Annotated in this window: 13 protein-coding genes; all 13 read left to right on the top strand. The window is 53.5% G+C overall.

Features of this window, described 5'->3' with window-relative positions:
• Positions 1 to 11 precede the first annotated feature (11 nt).
• On the top strand, positions 12 to 4,265 hold the full coding sequence (gene rpoC, locus L0666_RS11935) for a DNA-directed RNA polymerase subunit beta' (RefSeq protein ID WP_235261592.1): 4,254 nt from the start codon (positions 12 to 14) through the stop codon (positions 4,263 to 4,265).
• A gap of 168 nt (positions 4,266 to 4,433) precedes the next feature.
• The gene (locus L0666_RS11930; RefSeq protein WP_235261591.1) at positions 4,434 to 4,766 is read left to right on the top strand and encodes a hypothetical protein; all 333 of its coding nucleotides are present in this window, start codon (positions 4,434 to 4,436) and stop codon (positions 4,764 to 4,766) included.
• Positions 4,767 to 4,910: 144 nt separating this feature from the next.
• The gene (locus L0666_RS11925) at positions 4,911 to 5,393 is read left to right on the top strand and encodes a cupin domain-containing protein (protein WP_235261590.1); all 483 of its coding nucleotides are present in this window, start codon (positions 4,911 to 4,913) and stop codon (positions 5,391 to 5,393) included.
• Positions 5,394 to 5,450: 57 nt separating this feature from the next.
• Complete coding sequence (locus tag L0666_RS11920; protein ID WP_235261589.1) at positions 5,451 to 6,353, top strand: DMT family transporter; 903 nt, start codon at positions 5,451 to 5,453, stop codon at positions 6,351 to 6,353.
• Between the two features lie 258 nt (positions 6,354 to 6,611).
• Entirely contained in the window at positions 6,612 to 6,983 is a 372-nt protein-coding gene (gene rpsL, locus L0666_RS11915) for a 30S ribosomal protein S12 (RefSeq protein WP_093996487.1), read from the top strand.
• A 12-nt stretch (positions 6,984 to 6,995) separates the two neighbouring features.
• Positions 6,996 to 7,466, top strand: coding sequence for a 30S ribosomal protein S7 (rpsG, locus tag L0666_RS11910; protein WP_216035653.1), 471 nt, complete (start codon positions 6,996 to 6,998; stop codon positions 7,464 to 7,466).
• A 15-nt stretch (positions 7,467 to 7,481) separates the two neighbouring features.
• Complete coding sequence (gene fusA, locus L0666_RS11905) at positions 7,482 to 9,599, top strand: elongation factor G (protein WP_235261588.1); 2,118 nt, start codon at positions 7,482 to 7,484, stop codon at positions 9,597 to 9,599.
• Positions 9,600 to 9,674: 75 nt separating this feature from the next.
• Positions 9,675 to 10,850 carry an elongation factor Tu gene (gene tuf, locus L0666_RS11900; RefSeq protein WP_235261587.1) on the top strand — a complete coding sequence of 392 codons (1,176 nt, stop codon included), beginning with the start codon at positions 9,675 to 9,677 and terminating at the stop codon, positions 10,848 to 10,850.
• Between the two features lie 294 nt (positions 10,851 to 11,144).
• Entirely contained in the window at positions 11,145 to 11,597 is a 453-nt protein-coding gene (locus tag L0666_RS11895; protein WP_235261586.1) for a hypothetical protein, read from the top strand.
• A gap of 293 nt (positions 11,598 to 11,890) precedes the next feature.
• Positions 11,891 to 12,202, top strand: coding sequence for a 30S ribosomal protein S10 (gene rpsJ, locus L0666_RS11890; protein WP_049833284.1), 312 nt, complete (start codon positions 11,891 to 11,893; stop codon positions 12,200 to 12,202).
• 12 nt (positions 12,203 to 12,214) lie between these two features.
• Entirely contained in the window at positions 12,215 to 12,952 is a 738-nt protein-coding gene (gene rplC / locus L0666_RS11885; protein WP_235261585.1) for a 50S ribosomal protein L3, read from the top strand.
• Positions 12,942 to 13,559: a 50S ribosomal protein L4 gene (gene rplD, locus L0666_RS11880; RefSeq protein WP_216035201.1), complete on the top strand. Its 618-nt coding sequence runs from the start codon at positions 12,942 to 12,944 to the stop codon at positions 13,557 to 13,559. The genes rplC and rplD overlap by 11 nt, the downstream gene beginning before the upstream one ends.
• Positions 13,556 to 13,852, top strand: coding sequence for a 50S ribosomal protein L23 (locus L0666_RS11875; protein WP_235261584.1), 297 nt, complete (start codon positions 13,556 to 13,558; stop codon positions 13,850 to 13,852). The genes rplD and L0666_RS11875 overlap by 4 nt, the downstream gene beginning before the upstream one ends.
• The last annotated feature ends 93 nt before the right edge of the window (positions 13,853 to 13,945 follow it).

Raw genomic sequence — 13,945 nt, 5'->3', positions numbered from 1 at the left:
AGGAGCCTGATATGAACCAGGAACTGACAAACAACCCGTTTAACCCGCTCACACCGGCGAAAACGTTCGACGAAATCAAGGTCTCTTTGGCCTCTCCAGAACGGATCCTCTCGTGGTCCTTTGGTGAGATCAAGAAGCCAGAAACCATCAACTACCGTACGTTCAAACCTGAACGCGACGGTCTGTTCTGCGCACGTATCTTTGGGCCAATCAAAGACTACGAATGTCTGTGCGGCAAATATAAGCGCATGAAGTATCGCGGCGTTGTCTGCGAGAAATGCGGTGTTGAAGTTACGCTGCAAAAAGTACGCCGTGAGCGTATGGGCCACATCGAACTGGCTGCGCCTGTTGCGCACATCTGGTTCCTGAAGTCCCTGCCATCCCGCATTGGCTTGATGCTGGACATGACGCTGCGCGATCTGGAACGCATCCTGTATTTCGAAAACTACGTTGTTATCGAGCCGGGCCTTACAGACCTGACATACGGTGCCTTGATGACAGAGGAAGAATTCCTTGACGCACAAGACGCTTACGGCATGGACGCGTTCACAGCCAACATCGGTGCTGAAGCGATCCGCGAAATGCTGGCTGCAATCGACCTCGAAGGCGAAGCAGAAATGCTGCGCGAAGAGCTGAAAGTTGCGACTGGCGAATTGAAGCCCAAAAAGATCATCAAACGTTTGAAGATCGTTGAAAGCTTCATCGAGTCCGGCAACCGTCCTGAATGGATGATCCTGACCGTTGTGCCTGTGATCCCGCCAGAGCTGCGCCCACTGGTGCCGCTGGATGGTGGCCGCTTTGCGACGTCCGATTTGAACGACCTTTACCGTCGTGTGATCAACCGGAACAACCGTCTCAAGCGTCTGATCGAACTGCGCGCACCTGACATCATTGTTCGTAACGAAAAGCGGATGTTGCAGGAATCTGTCGACGCATTGTTCGACAACGGCCGTCGTGGCCGCGTGATCACTGGCGCCAACAAGCGTCCGTTGAAATCGCTGTCCGACATGCTGAAAGGTAAACAGGGTCGTTTCCGTCAAAACCTTTTGGGTAAGCGCGTCGACTTCTCCGGCCGTTCGGTGATTGTGACCGGTCCGGAATTAAAACTGCATCAATGTGGTCTTCCCAAGAAGATGGCGTTGGAGCTGTTCAAACCGTTCATCTACTCCCGCCTCGAAGCTAAGGGCCTGTCTTCCACAGTGAAGCAAGCTAAGAAGCTCGTTGAAAAAGAACGTCCTGAAGTTTGGGACATCTTGGACGAAGTGATCCGTGAACACCCTGTCATGCTGAACCGTGCCCCTACATTGCACCGTCTTGGTATTCAGGCGTTCGAACCGGTTCTGATCGAAGGTAAAGCCATCCAGCTGCACCCGCTTGTATGTTCCGCGTTCAACGCTGACTTCGACGGTGACCAAATGGCTGTGCACGTTCCGCTGTCCCTTGAGGCACAGCTGGAAGCGCGCGTTCTGATGATGTCCACGAACAACGTTCTGTCGCCTGCGAACGGCGCGCCGATCATTGTTCCGTCACAGGATATGATTTTGGGTCTGTACTACACGACCATTGAGCGCGAAGGCATGGTTGGTGAAGGCATGGTCTTCGGCGACATCGAAGAAGTCGAGCACGCTTTGGCGGCGGGTGAAGTTCACCTGCACGCAAAGATTCAAGCCCGCATTCCGCAGATCGACGCGGAAGGCAATGAGGTCATGCAGCGTTTCGAAACAACGCCTGGCCGCGTCCGTCTTGGCGCACTTCTGCCGTTGAACAACAAAGCTCCGTTTGAGTTGGTGAACCGTCTTCTGCGTAAGAAGGAAGTTCAGCAGGTTATCGATACGGTCTACCGTTACTGTGGTCAGAAAGAATCTGTCATCTTCTGTGACCAGATCATGACCATGGGCTTCAAAGAAGCGTTCAAGGCAGGTATCTCGTTCGGTAAGGATGACATGGTTATCCCTGATACCAAGTGGGAACTGGTCAACGACACACGCGATCAAGTTAAAGACTTTGAACAGCAGTACATGGACGGCCTGATTACTCAGGGCGAGAAGTACAACAAAGTTGTCGATGCTTGGTCAAAGTCGAACGACAAAGTGACCGAAGCGATGATGTCCACAATCTCGACCACTGGTCGTGCAGAAGACGGTTCCGAGAATGAACCAAACTCTGTTTACATGATGGCTCACTCCGGTGCGCGTGGTTCCGTTACTCAGATGAAACAGCTGGGCGGTATGCGTGGTCTGATGGCCAAGCCGAACGGTGAAATCATCGAAACGCCGATCATCTCGAACTTTAAAGAAGGCCTGACCGTTCTCGAGTACTTCAACTCGACACACGGTGCTCGTAAGGGTCTGTCCGATACCGCGCTTAAGACAGCGAACTCCGGATACCTGACACGTCGTTTGGTTGACGTTGCACAGGATTGTATCGTTCGCGAAGTTGATTGTGGCACTGAGACTGCGATTACCGCAGAAGCAGCTGTCAACGATGGTGAGGTCGTTGCGTCCTTGTCCGAACGGGTCTTGGGCCGTGTGTCCGCTGACGATGTTCTGGTTCCGGGTACGGAAGACGTAATCGTCAAAGCCGGTGAGCTGATCGACGAACGTTCTGCTGATGCGATCGAGACCGCTGGCGTTTCCAAGATGCGCATCCGCAGCCCACTGACATGTGAGGCCGAAGATGGCGTTTGTGCAATGTGTTACGGTCGTGACCTTGCACGCGGTACACGCGTCAACATCGGCGAAGCTGTCGGCATTATTGCTGCGCAGTCCATCGGTGAGCCTGGTACACAGCTGACAATGCGTACATTCCACATTGGTGGTGTTGCGCAGGGTGGCCAACAGTCCTTCCTCGAAGCATCCGCCGACGGTAAGGTCGAGTTCCGCAATGCAACGCTTCTCGCAAACGAGTTTGGTGAGCAGGTTGTTATGGGCCGGAACATGGTTCTCGCGATCATGGACGAAAACGGTGAAGAGCTTGCCAACCACAAGGTCGGCTACGGTTCCAAAGTCTTCGTCAAAGACGGCGCGAAAATCGCACGCGGCGACAAGATGTTCGAATGGGACCCCTTCACACTGCCAATCATCGCAGAGAAGGCCGGTACGGTTAAGTTTGTTGACCTCATCAATGGTATCGCAATCCGCGAAGACACCGATGAAGCAACAGGCATGACGCAGAAGATCGTGACTGATTGGCGTTCTGCGCCAAAAGGCAACGAGCTGAAGCCGGAAATCCTGATCGTTGGTGCCGACGGCGAACCTGTTCGCAACGAAGCAGGCAACCCTGTGACCTACCCTATGTCTGTCGACGCGGTTCTCTCGATCGAAGATCAGCAAGAGATCAAAGCTGGTGACGTTGTGGCGCGTATTCCGCGTGAAGGTGCCAAGACCAAGGATATTACCGGTGGTCTGCCACGGGTTGCGGAACTCTTTGAGGCACGTCGCCCTAAAGACCACGCGATCATTGCAGAAAACGACGGTTATGTTCGCTTTGGTAAGGACTACAAAAACAAGCGTCGTATCGCGATTGAGTCCGCTGAAGATCCGGATATCAAGGTCGAGTACATGGTGCCGAAGGGCAAACACATCCCAGTGCAAGAAGGCGACTTCGTGCAAAAGGGCGATTACATCATGGACGGCAACCCTGCGCCGCATGACATTCTCGCCATTATGGGTGTCGAAGCCTTGGCTGATTACATGATCGACGAAGTCCAAGACGTTTACCGCCTACAGGGTGTTAAGATTAACGATAAGCACATCGAAGTTATCGTTCGTCAGATGCTCCAGAAGTGGGAGATCTCTGACAGTGGTGAAACGACACTGCTTAAAGGTGAAAACGTAGACAAGGCCGAGTTTGACGAAGCAAACGCTAAGGCGATTGCCCGTGGTGGTCGTCCTGCACAGGGTGAGCCGATCCTTCTTGGGATCACTAAGGCGTCCTTGCAGACACGTTCCTTCATCTCTGCGGCATCTTTCCAGGAGACCACGCGGGTTCTTACGGAAGCATCCGTACAGGGTAAGCGCGACAAACTGGTCGGCCTCAAAGAGAACGTCATCGTTGGTCGCCTGATCCCTGCCGGTACAGGTGGCGCAACACAGCGCGTCACACGTATCGCCGGAGAGCGTGACAACGTGGTCATTCAGGCACGCCGTGAAGAGGCTGAACAAGCCGCTGCATTGGCGGCGCCAGCTGCAACATCTGACGATGTTGTAGGTGGGGACGCGTTTGACACGATCGTCGTAGACACACCTGAAAGCCGCGACGAATAAGATCGTCTCAGCATGAATTGAAAAAGGCCGCCGGACTTTCCGGCGGCCTTTTTTGTATGCGATCCGGTGGTTGACCTTACGGCACCATAAAGTTTCCGACGGAGCGTTGGCTTCAAAGCGTATCACCTGTGCATCCCAAAATGAGGCGGTGCGATACAGGAAAAAAATATGACACGCACGACAGGTTCAATCATCACTCTCGCGCTTGCCGCGGGCATCATCGCAGCTCCGTTTGCGGCCACAGCGCAAAACCAAGATCGCCCCCAACGCGGGCCTGACATCGCTGCAATGGCGTCTGATCTCGGTGTTACAGAGGCCGCACTGCAAACATGCATGCCGCGCCCGGAACCAGGCTCCCAACGATCACAACAAGTGCGTCCAGCGGCACCAGATGCCGCAGCCATCGCGTCCTGCCTTCACGACGCCGGCGCAAGCCTGACGCAGGCACAAGTTGACACTGTTCTTCAAAGCCACGCGCCAGAACGCCCACAGCGCGGCTAAATCATAGGTCACGATACTCACGGAACTGACCTAAGGGGGGTAACCCCGAATAAGGTGGTGCGGCTTGCCCGCGCCACCTTTTTTCTATCGTATGCACATCACCAATTCAGTTACGATCTATCTCCAAAATCAAGAGGCCATACCATGTCAGATACTCGAAACCTGATCACGAGAGGCGAGATCGAGGAGATCCCCGCCGAGCGGAAGATCCACTTCCTCAATGAGAATGCTCAGGTGACGAACAGGTCGTTGGGTGATCTGGCGGGCATTACGGGTTTTGGCTTTCATATCCTCGAGGTCGAACCGGGCCGTGATACTACCGAATTTCATTTCCACCACATTGAAGACGAGTGTGTCTTCATCTTATCAGGACAGGGCCGCGCGCGATGTGGGGACGAGACGTATATGGTTTCGGATGGGGATTTCATCGGTTACCGCCGCGGAGGTGAGGCCCACACGATCACAAATACAGGCAACACTACAATGCGTTGTATTGTGGTGGGGCAGAGACAGGAAAGCGACGTCGTTGATTTTCCTGATCAGAAAAAGCGTATGTTTCGGGGCCCCGATCTTGCCTGGAAGGTCGTTGATTACGCAGACTTAAAAGATCGTCCCAAGAAGATTTAGTATCACTTGCCGCTTAAAGGGATGGACCGAAGGGACGCGGAGTGCCACACCATTCCCATGACCCTTTCAGACAATACGCGTGCAGCTATCATGATGTCGGCTTCTATGGCCGCTTTCACACTCAATGATGCGCTTATGAAGCTCGCCGCGCCTGATATGCCTTTCTTTGAGCAGATATTCTTGCGCGGGGTCTTAATCACTGTCGGATTGTTTGTTCTAGCCGCCATGTGGGGGCAATTACATTACCAGCTTAGCCCGAAAGACCGTGCATTGACCGCCTTGCGGACATTGGCAGAGGTTGTCAGCACTGTTTTTTTTCTGACAGCCCTTTTGCGGATGCCTATCGCCAACCTCGCCGCGATCCTACAGGCGCTTCCATTGACGGTGACGCTTGCCGCAGCCTTGTTTTTCCGAGAACCGGTGGGGTGGCGGCGCATGCTCGCAATCGCTGTCGGGTTAATAGGGGTCACGATCATTATTCGCCCCGGCATGGAGGGGTTTACCGTCTATTCCCTGTATGGTGTCGCGGCGGTGATTGGCGTGACTGTCCGTGATCTAACGTCTCGCAGGCTGTCCAAATCTGTCCCCTCTAGCCGCGTTGCATTGGTTGCCGCAATTGGGGTGACAGTGATGGCGGCGATCGGGTCCGCAGCAACGGGTGAGCAATGGGTTATGCCGGACTTTCGTACATGGAAACTGATTGTTGGTGCGGCGCTGTGCTTGATGATCGGTTATACGGCTTCGGTTGCCGCGATGCGCATTGGTGAGATCGGATTTGTCGCACCATTTCGGTATACGTCTTTGATCGTTGCGCTGCTGCTGGGGCTGATTGTCTTCAAGGAGTGGCCAGATGGATGGACGTTGCTTGGCGCGGGTATCGTGGTCGCGATGGGTCTTTTCACCCTATACAGAGAGCGAAAGACATTGCCAGCGACACCAACGGGTCTTCGCATCCGCTAGGCGCTGTTGACAGTAAAAACGAGTCAACCTATAGAGCGCTCACTTGGCTGAGGGTTTTCCCGTGTCAGGCATCATAATCGTCGTGGTCAAGATCCGGCCTACTATTGGTCCGATCCTCTGTAACCCAACCGCTCCGTTGCTCCGGTAAGGCAACGCCAGCGGGTTTTTTGCGCTTTTTGGACGCAAGAGGCGCTTGAGAATTTAAACCGGCGGACCACAGGGTTCGCTACACATGTGTAGGAAGTAGGACAAAACCTAATGCCAACGATTCAGCAGTTGATCCGGAAACCCCGGCAGCCAAAACGTCGAGTGTCGAAATCACTCCACCTAGAAGGCAACCCGCAAAAGCGCGGCGTTTGCACACGGGTTTATACAACTACCCCGAAAAAACCGAACTCCGCGATGCGTAAGGTTGCCAAAGTGCGCCTGACAAACGGGTTCGAAGTTATTTCGTACATCGGTGGTGAAAGCCACAACCTTCAGGAGCACTCTGTGGTTCTGATCCGCGGCGGTCGTGTAAAAGACCTTCCCGGCGTTCGCTACCACATCCTGCGCGGCGTACTCGATACGCAAGGCGTTAAGGATCGTAAGCAGCGCCGTTCGAAGTATGGCGCCAAGAAGCCGAAGTAAGGGAAACAGAATATGTCACGTCGTCACGCCGCTGAAAAGCGCCAGATCCTTCCCGATGCAAAGTTCGGTGATAAGGTTCTCTCTAAGTTCATGAACAACCTCATGATCGACGGTAAAAAATCCGTCGCTGAGCGTATCGTTTACAACGCGTTTGATCGTGTTGAAGACAAGTTGAAGAAAGCTCCTGTGGAAGTGTTCCACGAAGCTCTCGACAACATCAAACCAAACCTCGAAGTTCGCTCCCGCCGTGTTGGTGGTGCTACTTACCAGGTTCCAGTCGAAGTTCGCCCTGAGCGCCGTGAGGCATTGGCAATTCGCTGGTTGATCGCTGCTGCCAAAGGCCGCAACGAGAAAACTATGGAAGAGCGCCTCGCAGGCGAGCTTGTGGATGCGGTGCAAGGCCGCGGCACAGCCGTTAAGAAACGCGAAGACACCCACAAAATGGCCGATGCTAACAAAGCATTCAGCCACTACCGCTGGTAATAGGAAGCAACCAATATGGCACGCGACTATCCACTCGACCGCTACCGTAACTTTGGTATCATCGCGCACATCGATGCGGGTAAAACCACATGTTCCGAGCGTATCCTGTTTTACACAGGCAAATCCCACAACATCGGCGAAGTCCACGACGGCGCTGCGACAATGGACTGGATGGAGCAGGAGCAGGAACGGGGTATTACGATTACTTCCGCTGCGACAACGACATTCTGGGAACGCACAGAAGACGGCGCTACGCCAGATTCTGAAAAGCACCGCATGAACATCATCGACACACCAGGCCACGTTGACTTCACAATTGAAGTTGAGCGTTCCTTGGCTGTTCTCGATGGTGCTGTAACCGTTCTCGACGGTAACGCCGGTGTTGAACCACAGACTGAAACAGTTTGGCGTCAGGCTGACCGTTATAAAGTTCCACGTATCGTGTTCGTTAACAAAATGGACAAGATCGGTGCGGACTTCTTTAACTGCGTTCACATGATCGAAGACCGTACAGGCGCGACTGCAATTCCAGTCGGTATCCCAATTGGTGCCGAAACTGAGCTCGAAGGTCTGATCGACCTCGTGACCATGGAAGAGTGGCTGTGGCAGGGCGAAGACCTTGGTGCATCTTGGATCAAAGCTCCGATCCGCGACGATTTGAAGGCGCAAGCTGACGAATGGCGTGGCAAGATGGTCGAAGCGGCCGTCGAAATGGACGACGAAGCAATGATGGAATACCTGGAAGGCAACGAGCCTGACGTTCCAACACTGCGCAAGTTGCTCCGTAAGGGCTGCCTTGAGTTGAAATTCGTTCCAGTTCTCGGTGGTTCTGCGTTCAAGAACAAAGGCGTTCAGCCTCTGCTCAACGCGGTTATCGACTATCTCCCATCCCCACTGGATGTTGTCGACTACATGGGCTTTGCACCAGGCGACGAAACGGAAGAACGTAACATCGCACGTCGTGCGGATGACGACATGCCGTTCTCTGGCCTCGCGTTCAAAATCATGAACGACCCTTACATGGGTACATTGACGTTCACACGCATCTACTCCGGCAAGCTGGAGAAGGGCGACACGTTGATGAACACAACTAAGGGCCGCAAAGAACGCATCGGCCGTATGGTTATGATGCACTCCAACAAGCAAGACGAAATCACCGAAGCATTTGCAGGTGACATCATCGCGCTTGCGGGTCTGAAAGACACTACAACTGGTGACACGCTGTCCGACGATAAAGAACAAGTGGTTCTGGAAACGATGACGTTCCCGGATCCAGTTATCGAGATCGCTGTTGAGCCAAAGACAAAAGCCGACCAAGAGAAAATGTCTCTCGGCCTGCAGCGTCTGGCTGCCGAAGATCCATCCTTCCGCGTGGAAACTGACCTCGAATCCGGTCAGACCATCATGAAAGGCATGGGCGAACTTCACCTCGACATCTTGATTGACCGCCTTAAGCGCGAATTCAAAGTCGAAGCGAACATCGGTGCACCACAAGTTGCTTACCGCGAGACCATTGGTCACGAAGTCGAGCACACTTACACGCACAAGAAACAATCTGGTGGTTCCGGTCAGTACGGCGAAGTGAAAATGCTCATTTCTCCAACCGAAGCTGGCGAAGGTTACTCCTTCGAATCCAAGATCGTTGGTGGTGCTGTTCCGAAGGAATACATCCCAGGCGTCGAAAAAGGCATCCTGTCCGTTATGGACAACGGACCTTTGGCTGGCTTCCCTGTGATCGACTTCAAGGTTCAGCTGCTTGACGGTAAGTTCCACGACGTTGACTCGTCCATCATGGCATTCGAAATCGCTGCTCGTATGTGTATGCGTGAAGGTATGCGCAAAGCGGGCGCGAAACTTCTCGAGCCAATCATGAAGGTCGAAGTTGTAACACCTGAAGAATACACAGGTGGTATCATTGGTGACCTGACATCACGTCGCGGTCAGGTTCAGGGTCAAGACACTCGCGGTAACGCGATTGCAATCGACGCCTATGTGCCATTGGCCAACATGTTCGGCTACATCAACACGTTGCGCTCCATGTCCTCTGGTCGTGCGAACTTCACTATGCAGTTCGGTCACTACGATCCGGTTCCAAGCAACATCTCTGACGAGATTCAGGCAAAATTCGCATAAGTCCGGTGGGCCTTCGGGCCCACCGCACCCCCACAATACGATGCACTGCATCGGTTACATACCAAGGAGGCCATCATGGCTAAGGAAAAGTTTGAACGTAATAAACCGCACGTTAACATCGGCACAATCGGCCACGTTGACCACGGCAAGACGACACTGACAGCGGCGATCACCAAGTATTTCGGTGACTTCCAAGCGTACGACCAGATTGACGGCGCGCCAGAAGAAAAAGCACGTGGTATCACGATTTCCACAGCGCACGTTGAGTACGAAACAGAGAACCGCCACTACGCGCACGTTGACTGCCCAGGTCACGCTGACTACGTGAAAAACATGATCACTGGTGCTGCTCAGATGGACGGCGCGATCTTGGTTGTGAACGCAGCTGACGGCCCAATGCCACAGACACGCGAGCACATCCTGCTTGGCCGTCAGGTTGGTATTCCTGAGATGGTTGTCTACATGAACAAAGTTGACCAGGTTGACGACGAAGAGCTTCTTGAGCTCGTCGAAATGGAAATCCGTGAACTGTTGTCTTCTTACGACTACAACGGCGACGACATTCCAGTGATCCCGGGCTCTGCTCTGGCTGCTATGGAAGACCGTGACCCAGAAATCGGCGAAAACTCCATCCGCGCTTTGATGGCTGCTGTTGACGAGTTCATCCCGACACCTGCACGTGCTGTTGACCAGCCGTTCCTGATGCCAGTTGAGGACGTGTTCTCGATCTCTGGCCGTGGTACAGTTGTAACAGGCCGTGTTGAGCGTGGCGTGATCAACGTTGGCGACGAAATCGAAATCGTTGGTATCCGCGACACATCCAAAACAACCTGTACTGGTGTTGAAATGTTCCGCAAGCTGCTTGACCGCGGTGAAGCTGGTGACAACATCGGCGCATTGCTGCGCGGCGTTGACCGTGAAGGCGTTGAGCGTGGTCAGGTTCTGTGTAAGCCAGGTTCCGTGAACCCACACACAAAGTTCGAAGCTGAGGTCTACATCTTGACCAAAGACGAAGGCGGCCGTCACACGCCATTCTTCGCGAACTACCGTCCACAGTTCTACTTCCGCACAACTGACGTAACAGGCACTGTTGTTCTTCCTGAGGGCACAGAAATGGTTATGCCAGGCGACAACCTGAAGTTCTCCGCTGAGCTCATCGCACCAATCGCGATGGAAGAAGGCCTGCGCTTTGCGATCCGCGAAGGCGGCCGCACAGTCGGTTCCGGCGTTGTATCCAAAATCCTCGACTAAGGGGCGGCTCGGGCCTCGGCCCGAACGCACCTCAGCGGGTACCCACGCAGTGCCTTTCTGTAAGAAAGTTCACGAGAGTGGATGACCGCGAACGGTTGAACGAATAAAGAAGGCCCCCGCAGAAATGCGGGGGCCTTTTTGTGTTGCTGAATGTCCGCTTCGAGCCCATTTTACCGGATGCTGCGCTCGTCGCGAACGTCGGCTTTGACCGTCTCGACTTGCGCGTCCGGGGATTGCCAATGTGCTTCCGTGGCAGCAAGGTGCAGCCAATATTCATTCCTGAGCGGTTTTCTGATGACTAGAGCAACAAGACGAATAGCTTTCTCCCTCGGCATGATGTCTTCGGTTGCATCCGCCCAGTCAAATCCGGCAATCAACGTTTTTTTCGGCTTTGATTTCGTCTTGCACCCAATCGCTATCAAATGGGCGTGCCAGGGATCGCGCGAGCAAGATTTGACTACTTTTGAGACGCTTATTGCTGCGTTCCCAGAAGATGCAAGGAGCGCCGAATTGCGAGCTCATATCGACGCTTTGCAGCAAATTTCGACGGGTTACGAAAGCTTAACACAAGTCTTAGGTAGCGAGGTTACGAACCAACAAGCGGAACAATTGTGCGCTGCTGCGCGACCTCTAAGCGTTGCTTGGGTAACTCCTGAGCAGTTAGTCAATGATGATGAAGATGGGGTTCCTACTGAACAAAGAGCAGCGTGGGCCGAGTTCTGGAAAGTTGTTGAGAGCTTTCAGTGATTTCTCGGTCGCCCACAACAAGCCGACATTGAAATCAAATAACTCAACGGCAGCTCTGTCCCGCAAAGCGGGTGTACAATAGCTTTAAGTAAATCGCGTCGTTCGCGACAACCCTCTTGACCCATGCTTCGACTCCCCCTAAACGCGCCATATCCAATTGGGTGCGCCGCGGCGTGCCCGTTTTTGTTGGACCATAAGTATCGAACAATTCGATACGCTAAGACGCGACGAGGGGTGCCGATGAGCGGCATTCGTCCAATCCGTTAACATCCCAAAGACAAGGGATATGCATCATGGCAGCTAGCCAGAATATTCGCATCCGTCTGAAGGCTTTTGATTACCGTGTGCTGGACGCATCCACACAGGAAATCGTAAATACAGCCAAGCGCACAGGCGCATCGGTTCGCGGTCCAATTCCGCTTCCGAACAAGATCGAAAAGTTCACAGTTCTTCGTGGACCGCACATCGACAAAAAATCTCGTGATCAATTCGAAATCCGCACGCACAAGCGTCTGCTGGATATCGTCGACCCAACACCACAGACTGTGGACGCGCTGATGAAGCTCGACCTCGCTGCTGGCGTTGACGTCGAGATCAAAGTTTAAGGAGCGCTGCATATGTTACGTTCCGGTGTAATCGCGAAAAAGGTTGGTATGACCCGCCTTTTCCAAGAAGACGGTCGTCAGATTCCTGTAACCGTTCTTCAACTCGAAAACCTGCAGGTTGTGGCACAACGCACCACTGAAAAGGACGGCTATTCTGCTGTTCAGCTCGGTGCTGGTACTGCCAAAGCCAAACGCACATCCGCTCCTATGCGTGGTCACTTCGCCAAAGCTGGCGTTGAACCAAAGCGCAAAGTTGCTGAATTCCGCGTTGCAGAAGAAAACCTGATCCCAGTTGGTGAACAGATCATCGCTTCTCACTACTTCGAAGGCCAATTCGTAGACGTATCTGGTACGTCCATCGGTAAAGGTTTCGCTGGTGCGATGAAGCGTTGGAACTTTGGCGGTCTGCGTGCGACACACGGTGTGTCCATCTCTCACCGTTCCCACGGTTCCACAGGTCAGTGTCAGGATCCTGGTAAGGTTTTCAAAGGCAAGAAAATGGCCGGTCACATGGGTGCCGCCAAGATCACGACTCAGAACCTCGTTGTTGTCAAAACTGACGACGACCGTGGTCTGATCATGGTCAAGGGCGCCGTTCCTGGCTCCAAAGGTGGTTGGGTCACTGTCAAGGATGCGGTTAAGAAACCACAGTCCGAGCAGGTTGTTTTCCCAGCGGCGCTCGCGTCCGCAGTGAAAGAAGCCCCAGCCGCAGAAGCCCCAGCAGAGGGAGATTCCTCCGATGAAAGCTGAAGCAATCAAACTTGACGGCAAAGCCGCTGGTTCCGTCGACTTGAACGACGAAATCTTTGGTCTTGAGCCACGTGTGGACATCCTTCACCGTGTGGTCCGTTGGCAGCGCAACAATGCGCAGGCTGGCACACACAAGGTGAAAACACGGTCCGAAGTTAAGTACTCCACTAAGAAGATCTATCGTCAGAAAGGTACTGGCGGCGCGCGTCACGGTGCACGTTCTGCGCCTATCTTCCGCGGTGGTGGTATCTACAAAGGTCCAACACCACGCAGCCACGGCCACGAGCTGACCAAGAAGTTCCGCAAATTGGGTCTTCGTCACGCACTGTCTGCAAAAGCAGCAGCAGGTGAATTGGTTATCGTGGACACAGTTGACATGAAGGACGCGAAAACTTCTGCATTGGCTAAACAGGTCGGCGCATTGGGTTGGAAGCGTACACTCGTGATCGACGCAGCCGTGAACGAAAACTTCGCCGTTGCCGCGCGCAACATCACTTCCATTGACGTGCTCCCATCTATGGGCGCGAACGTCTACGACATCCTGAAGTCCGATACACTCGTGTTGACGAAAGCAGGCGTCGAAGCTCTGGAGGCTCGTTTGTCATGAACGCTAAGGCAGAACACTACGATGTGATCCGCAAGCCGATCATCACTGAGAAAGCAACAATGGCGTCTGAAAACAACGCCGTCGTTTTCGAAGTGGCAATCGACAGCAACAAGCCAATGATCAAAGAAGCTGTTGAAGCTCTCTTTGGTGTGAAGGTTAAAGCGGTCAACACGACGATCACTAAAGGTAAAGTAAAGCGTTTCCGTGGCCAGCTTGGTACACGTAAAGACGTCAAGAAAGCCTATGTGACGCTCGAAGAAGGCAACACAATCGACGTATCCACTGGTCTTTAATTAGATCTGACCCGTAAGGGTTAGGATTTACGATTGAGAATTAACAAGGCCCCTTGCTGAAAAGCGAGGGGCCTTGTTCCGTTGGGGCTGGCC

The organism is Octadecabacter algicola (assembly GCF_021532625.1).
Lineage (GTDB): Bacteria > Pseudomonadota > Alphaproteobacteria > Rhodobacterales > Rhodobacteraceae > Octadecabacter > Octadecabacter algicola.
Note: the sequence above shows the minus strand (reverse complement) of the source record. Positions and strands in the feature narration are given on the sequence as shown.

Bases quoted from the DNA above. Each gene is read 5' to 3' on its own strand.
- rpoC (WP_235261592.1), top strand. From the start codon at position 12: ATGAACCAGGAACTGACAAACAACCCGTTTAACCCGCTCACACCGGCG.
- L0666_RS11930 (WP_235261591.1), top strand. From the start codon at position 4,434: ATGACACGCACGACAGGTTCAATCATCACTCTCGCGCTTGCCGCGGGC.
- L0666_RS11925 (WP_235261590.1), top strand. From the start codon at position 4,911: ATGTCAGATACTCGAAACCTGATCACGAGAGGCGAGATCGAGGAGATC.
- L0666_RS11920 (WP_235261589.1), top strand. From the start codon at position 5,451: ATGACCCTTTCAGACAATACGCGTGCAGCTATCATGATGTCGGCTTCT.
- rpsL (WP_093996487.1), top strand. From the start codon at position 6,612: ATGCCAACGATTCAGCAGTTGATCCGGAAACCCCGGCAGCCAAAACGT.
- rpsG (WP_216035653.1), top strand. From the start codon at position 6,996: ATGTCACGTCGTCACGCCGCTGAAAAGCGCCAGATCCTTCCCGATGCA.
- fusA (WP_235261588.1), top strand. From the start codon at position 7,482: ATGGCACGCGACTATCCACTCGACCGCTACCGTAACTTTGGTATCATC.
- tuf (WP_235261587.1), top strand. From the start codon at position 9,675: ATGGCTAAGGAAAAGTTTGAACGTAATAAACCGCACGTTAACATCGGC.
- L0666_RS11895 (WP_235261586.1), top strand. From the start codon at position 11,145: ATGACTAGAGCAACAAGACGAATAGCTTTCTCCCTCGGCATGATGTCT.
- rpsJ (WP_049833284.1), top strand. From the start codon at position 11,891: ATGGCAGCTAGCCAGAATATTCGCATCCGTCTGAAGGCTTTTGATTAC.
- rplC (WP_235261585.1), top strand. From the start codon at position 12,215: ATGTTACGTTCCGGTGTAATCGCGAAAAAGGTTGGTATGACCCGCCTT.
- rplD (WP_216035201.1), top strand. From the start codon at position 12,942: ATGAAAGCTGAAGCAATCAAACTTGACGGCAAAGCCGCTGGTTCCGTC.
- L0666_RS11875 (WP_235261584.1), top strand. From the start codon at position 13,556: ATGAACGCTAAGGCAGAACACTACGATGTGATCCGCAAGCCGATCATC.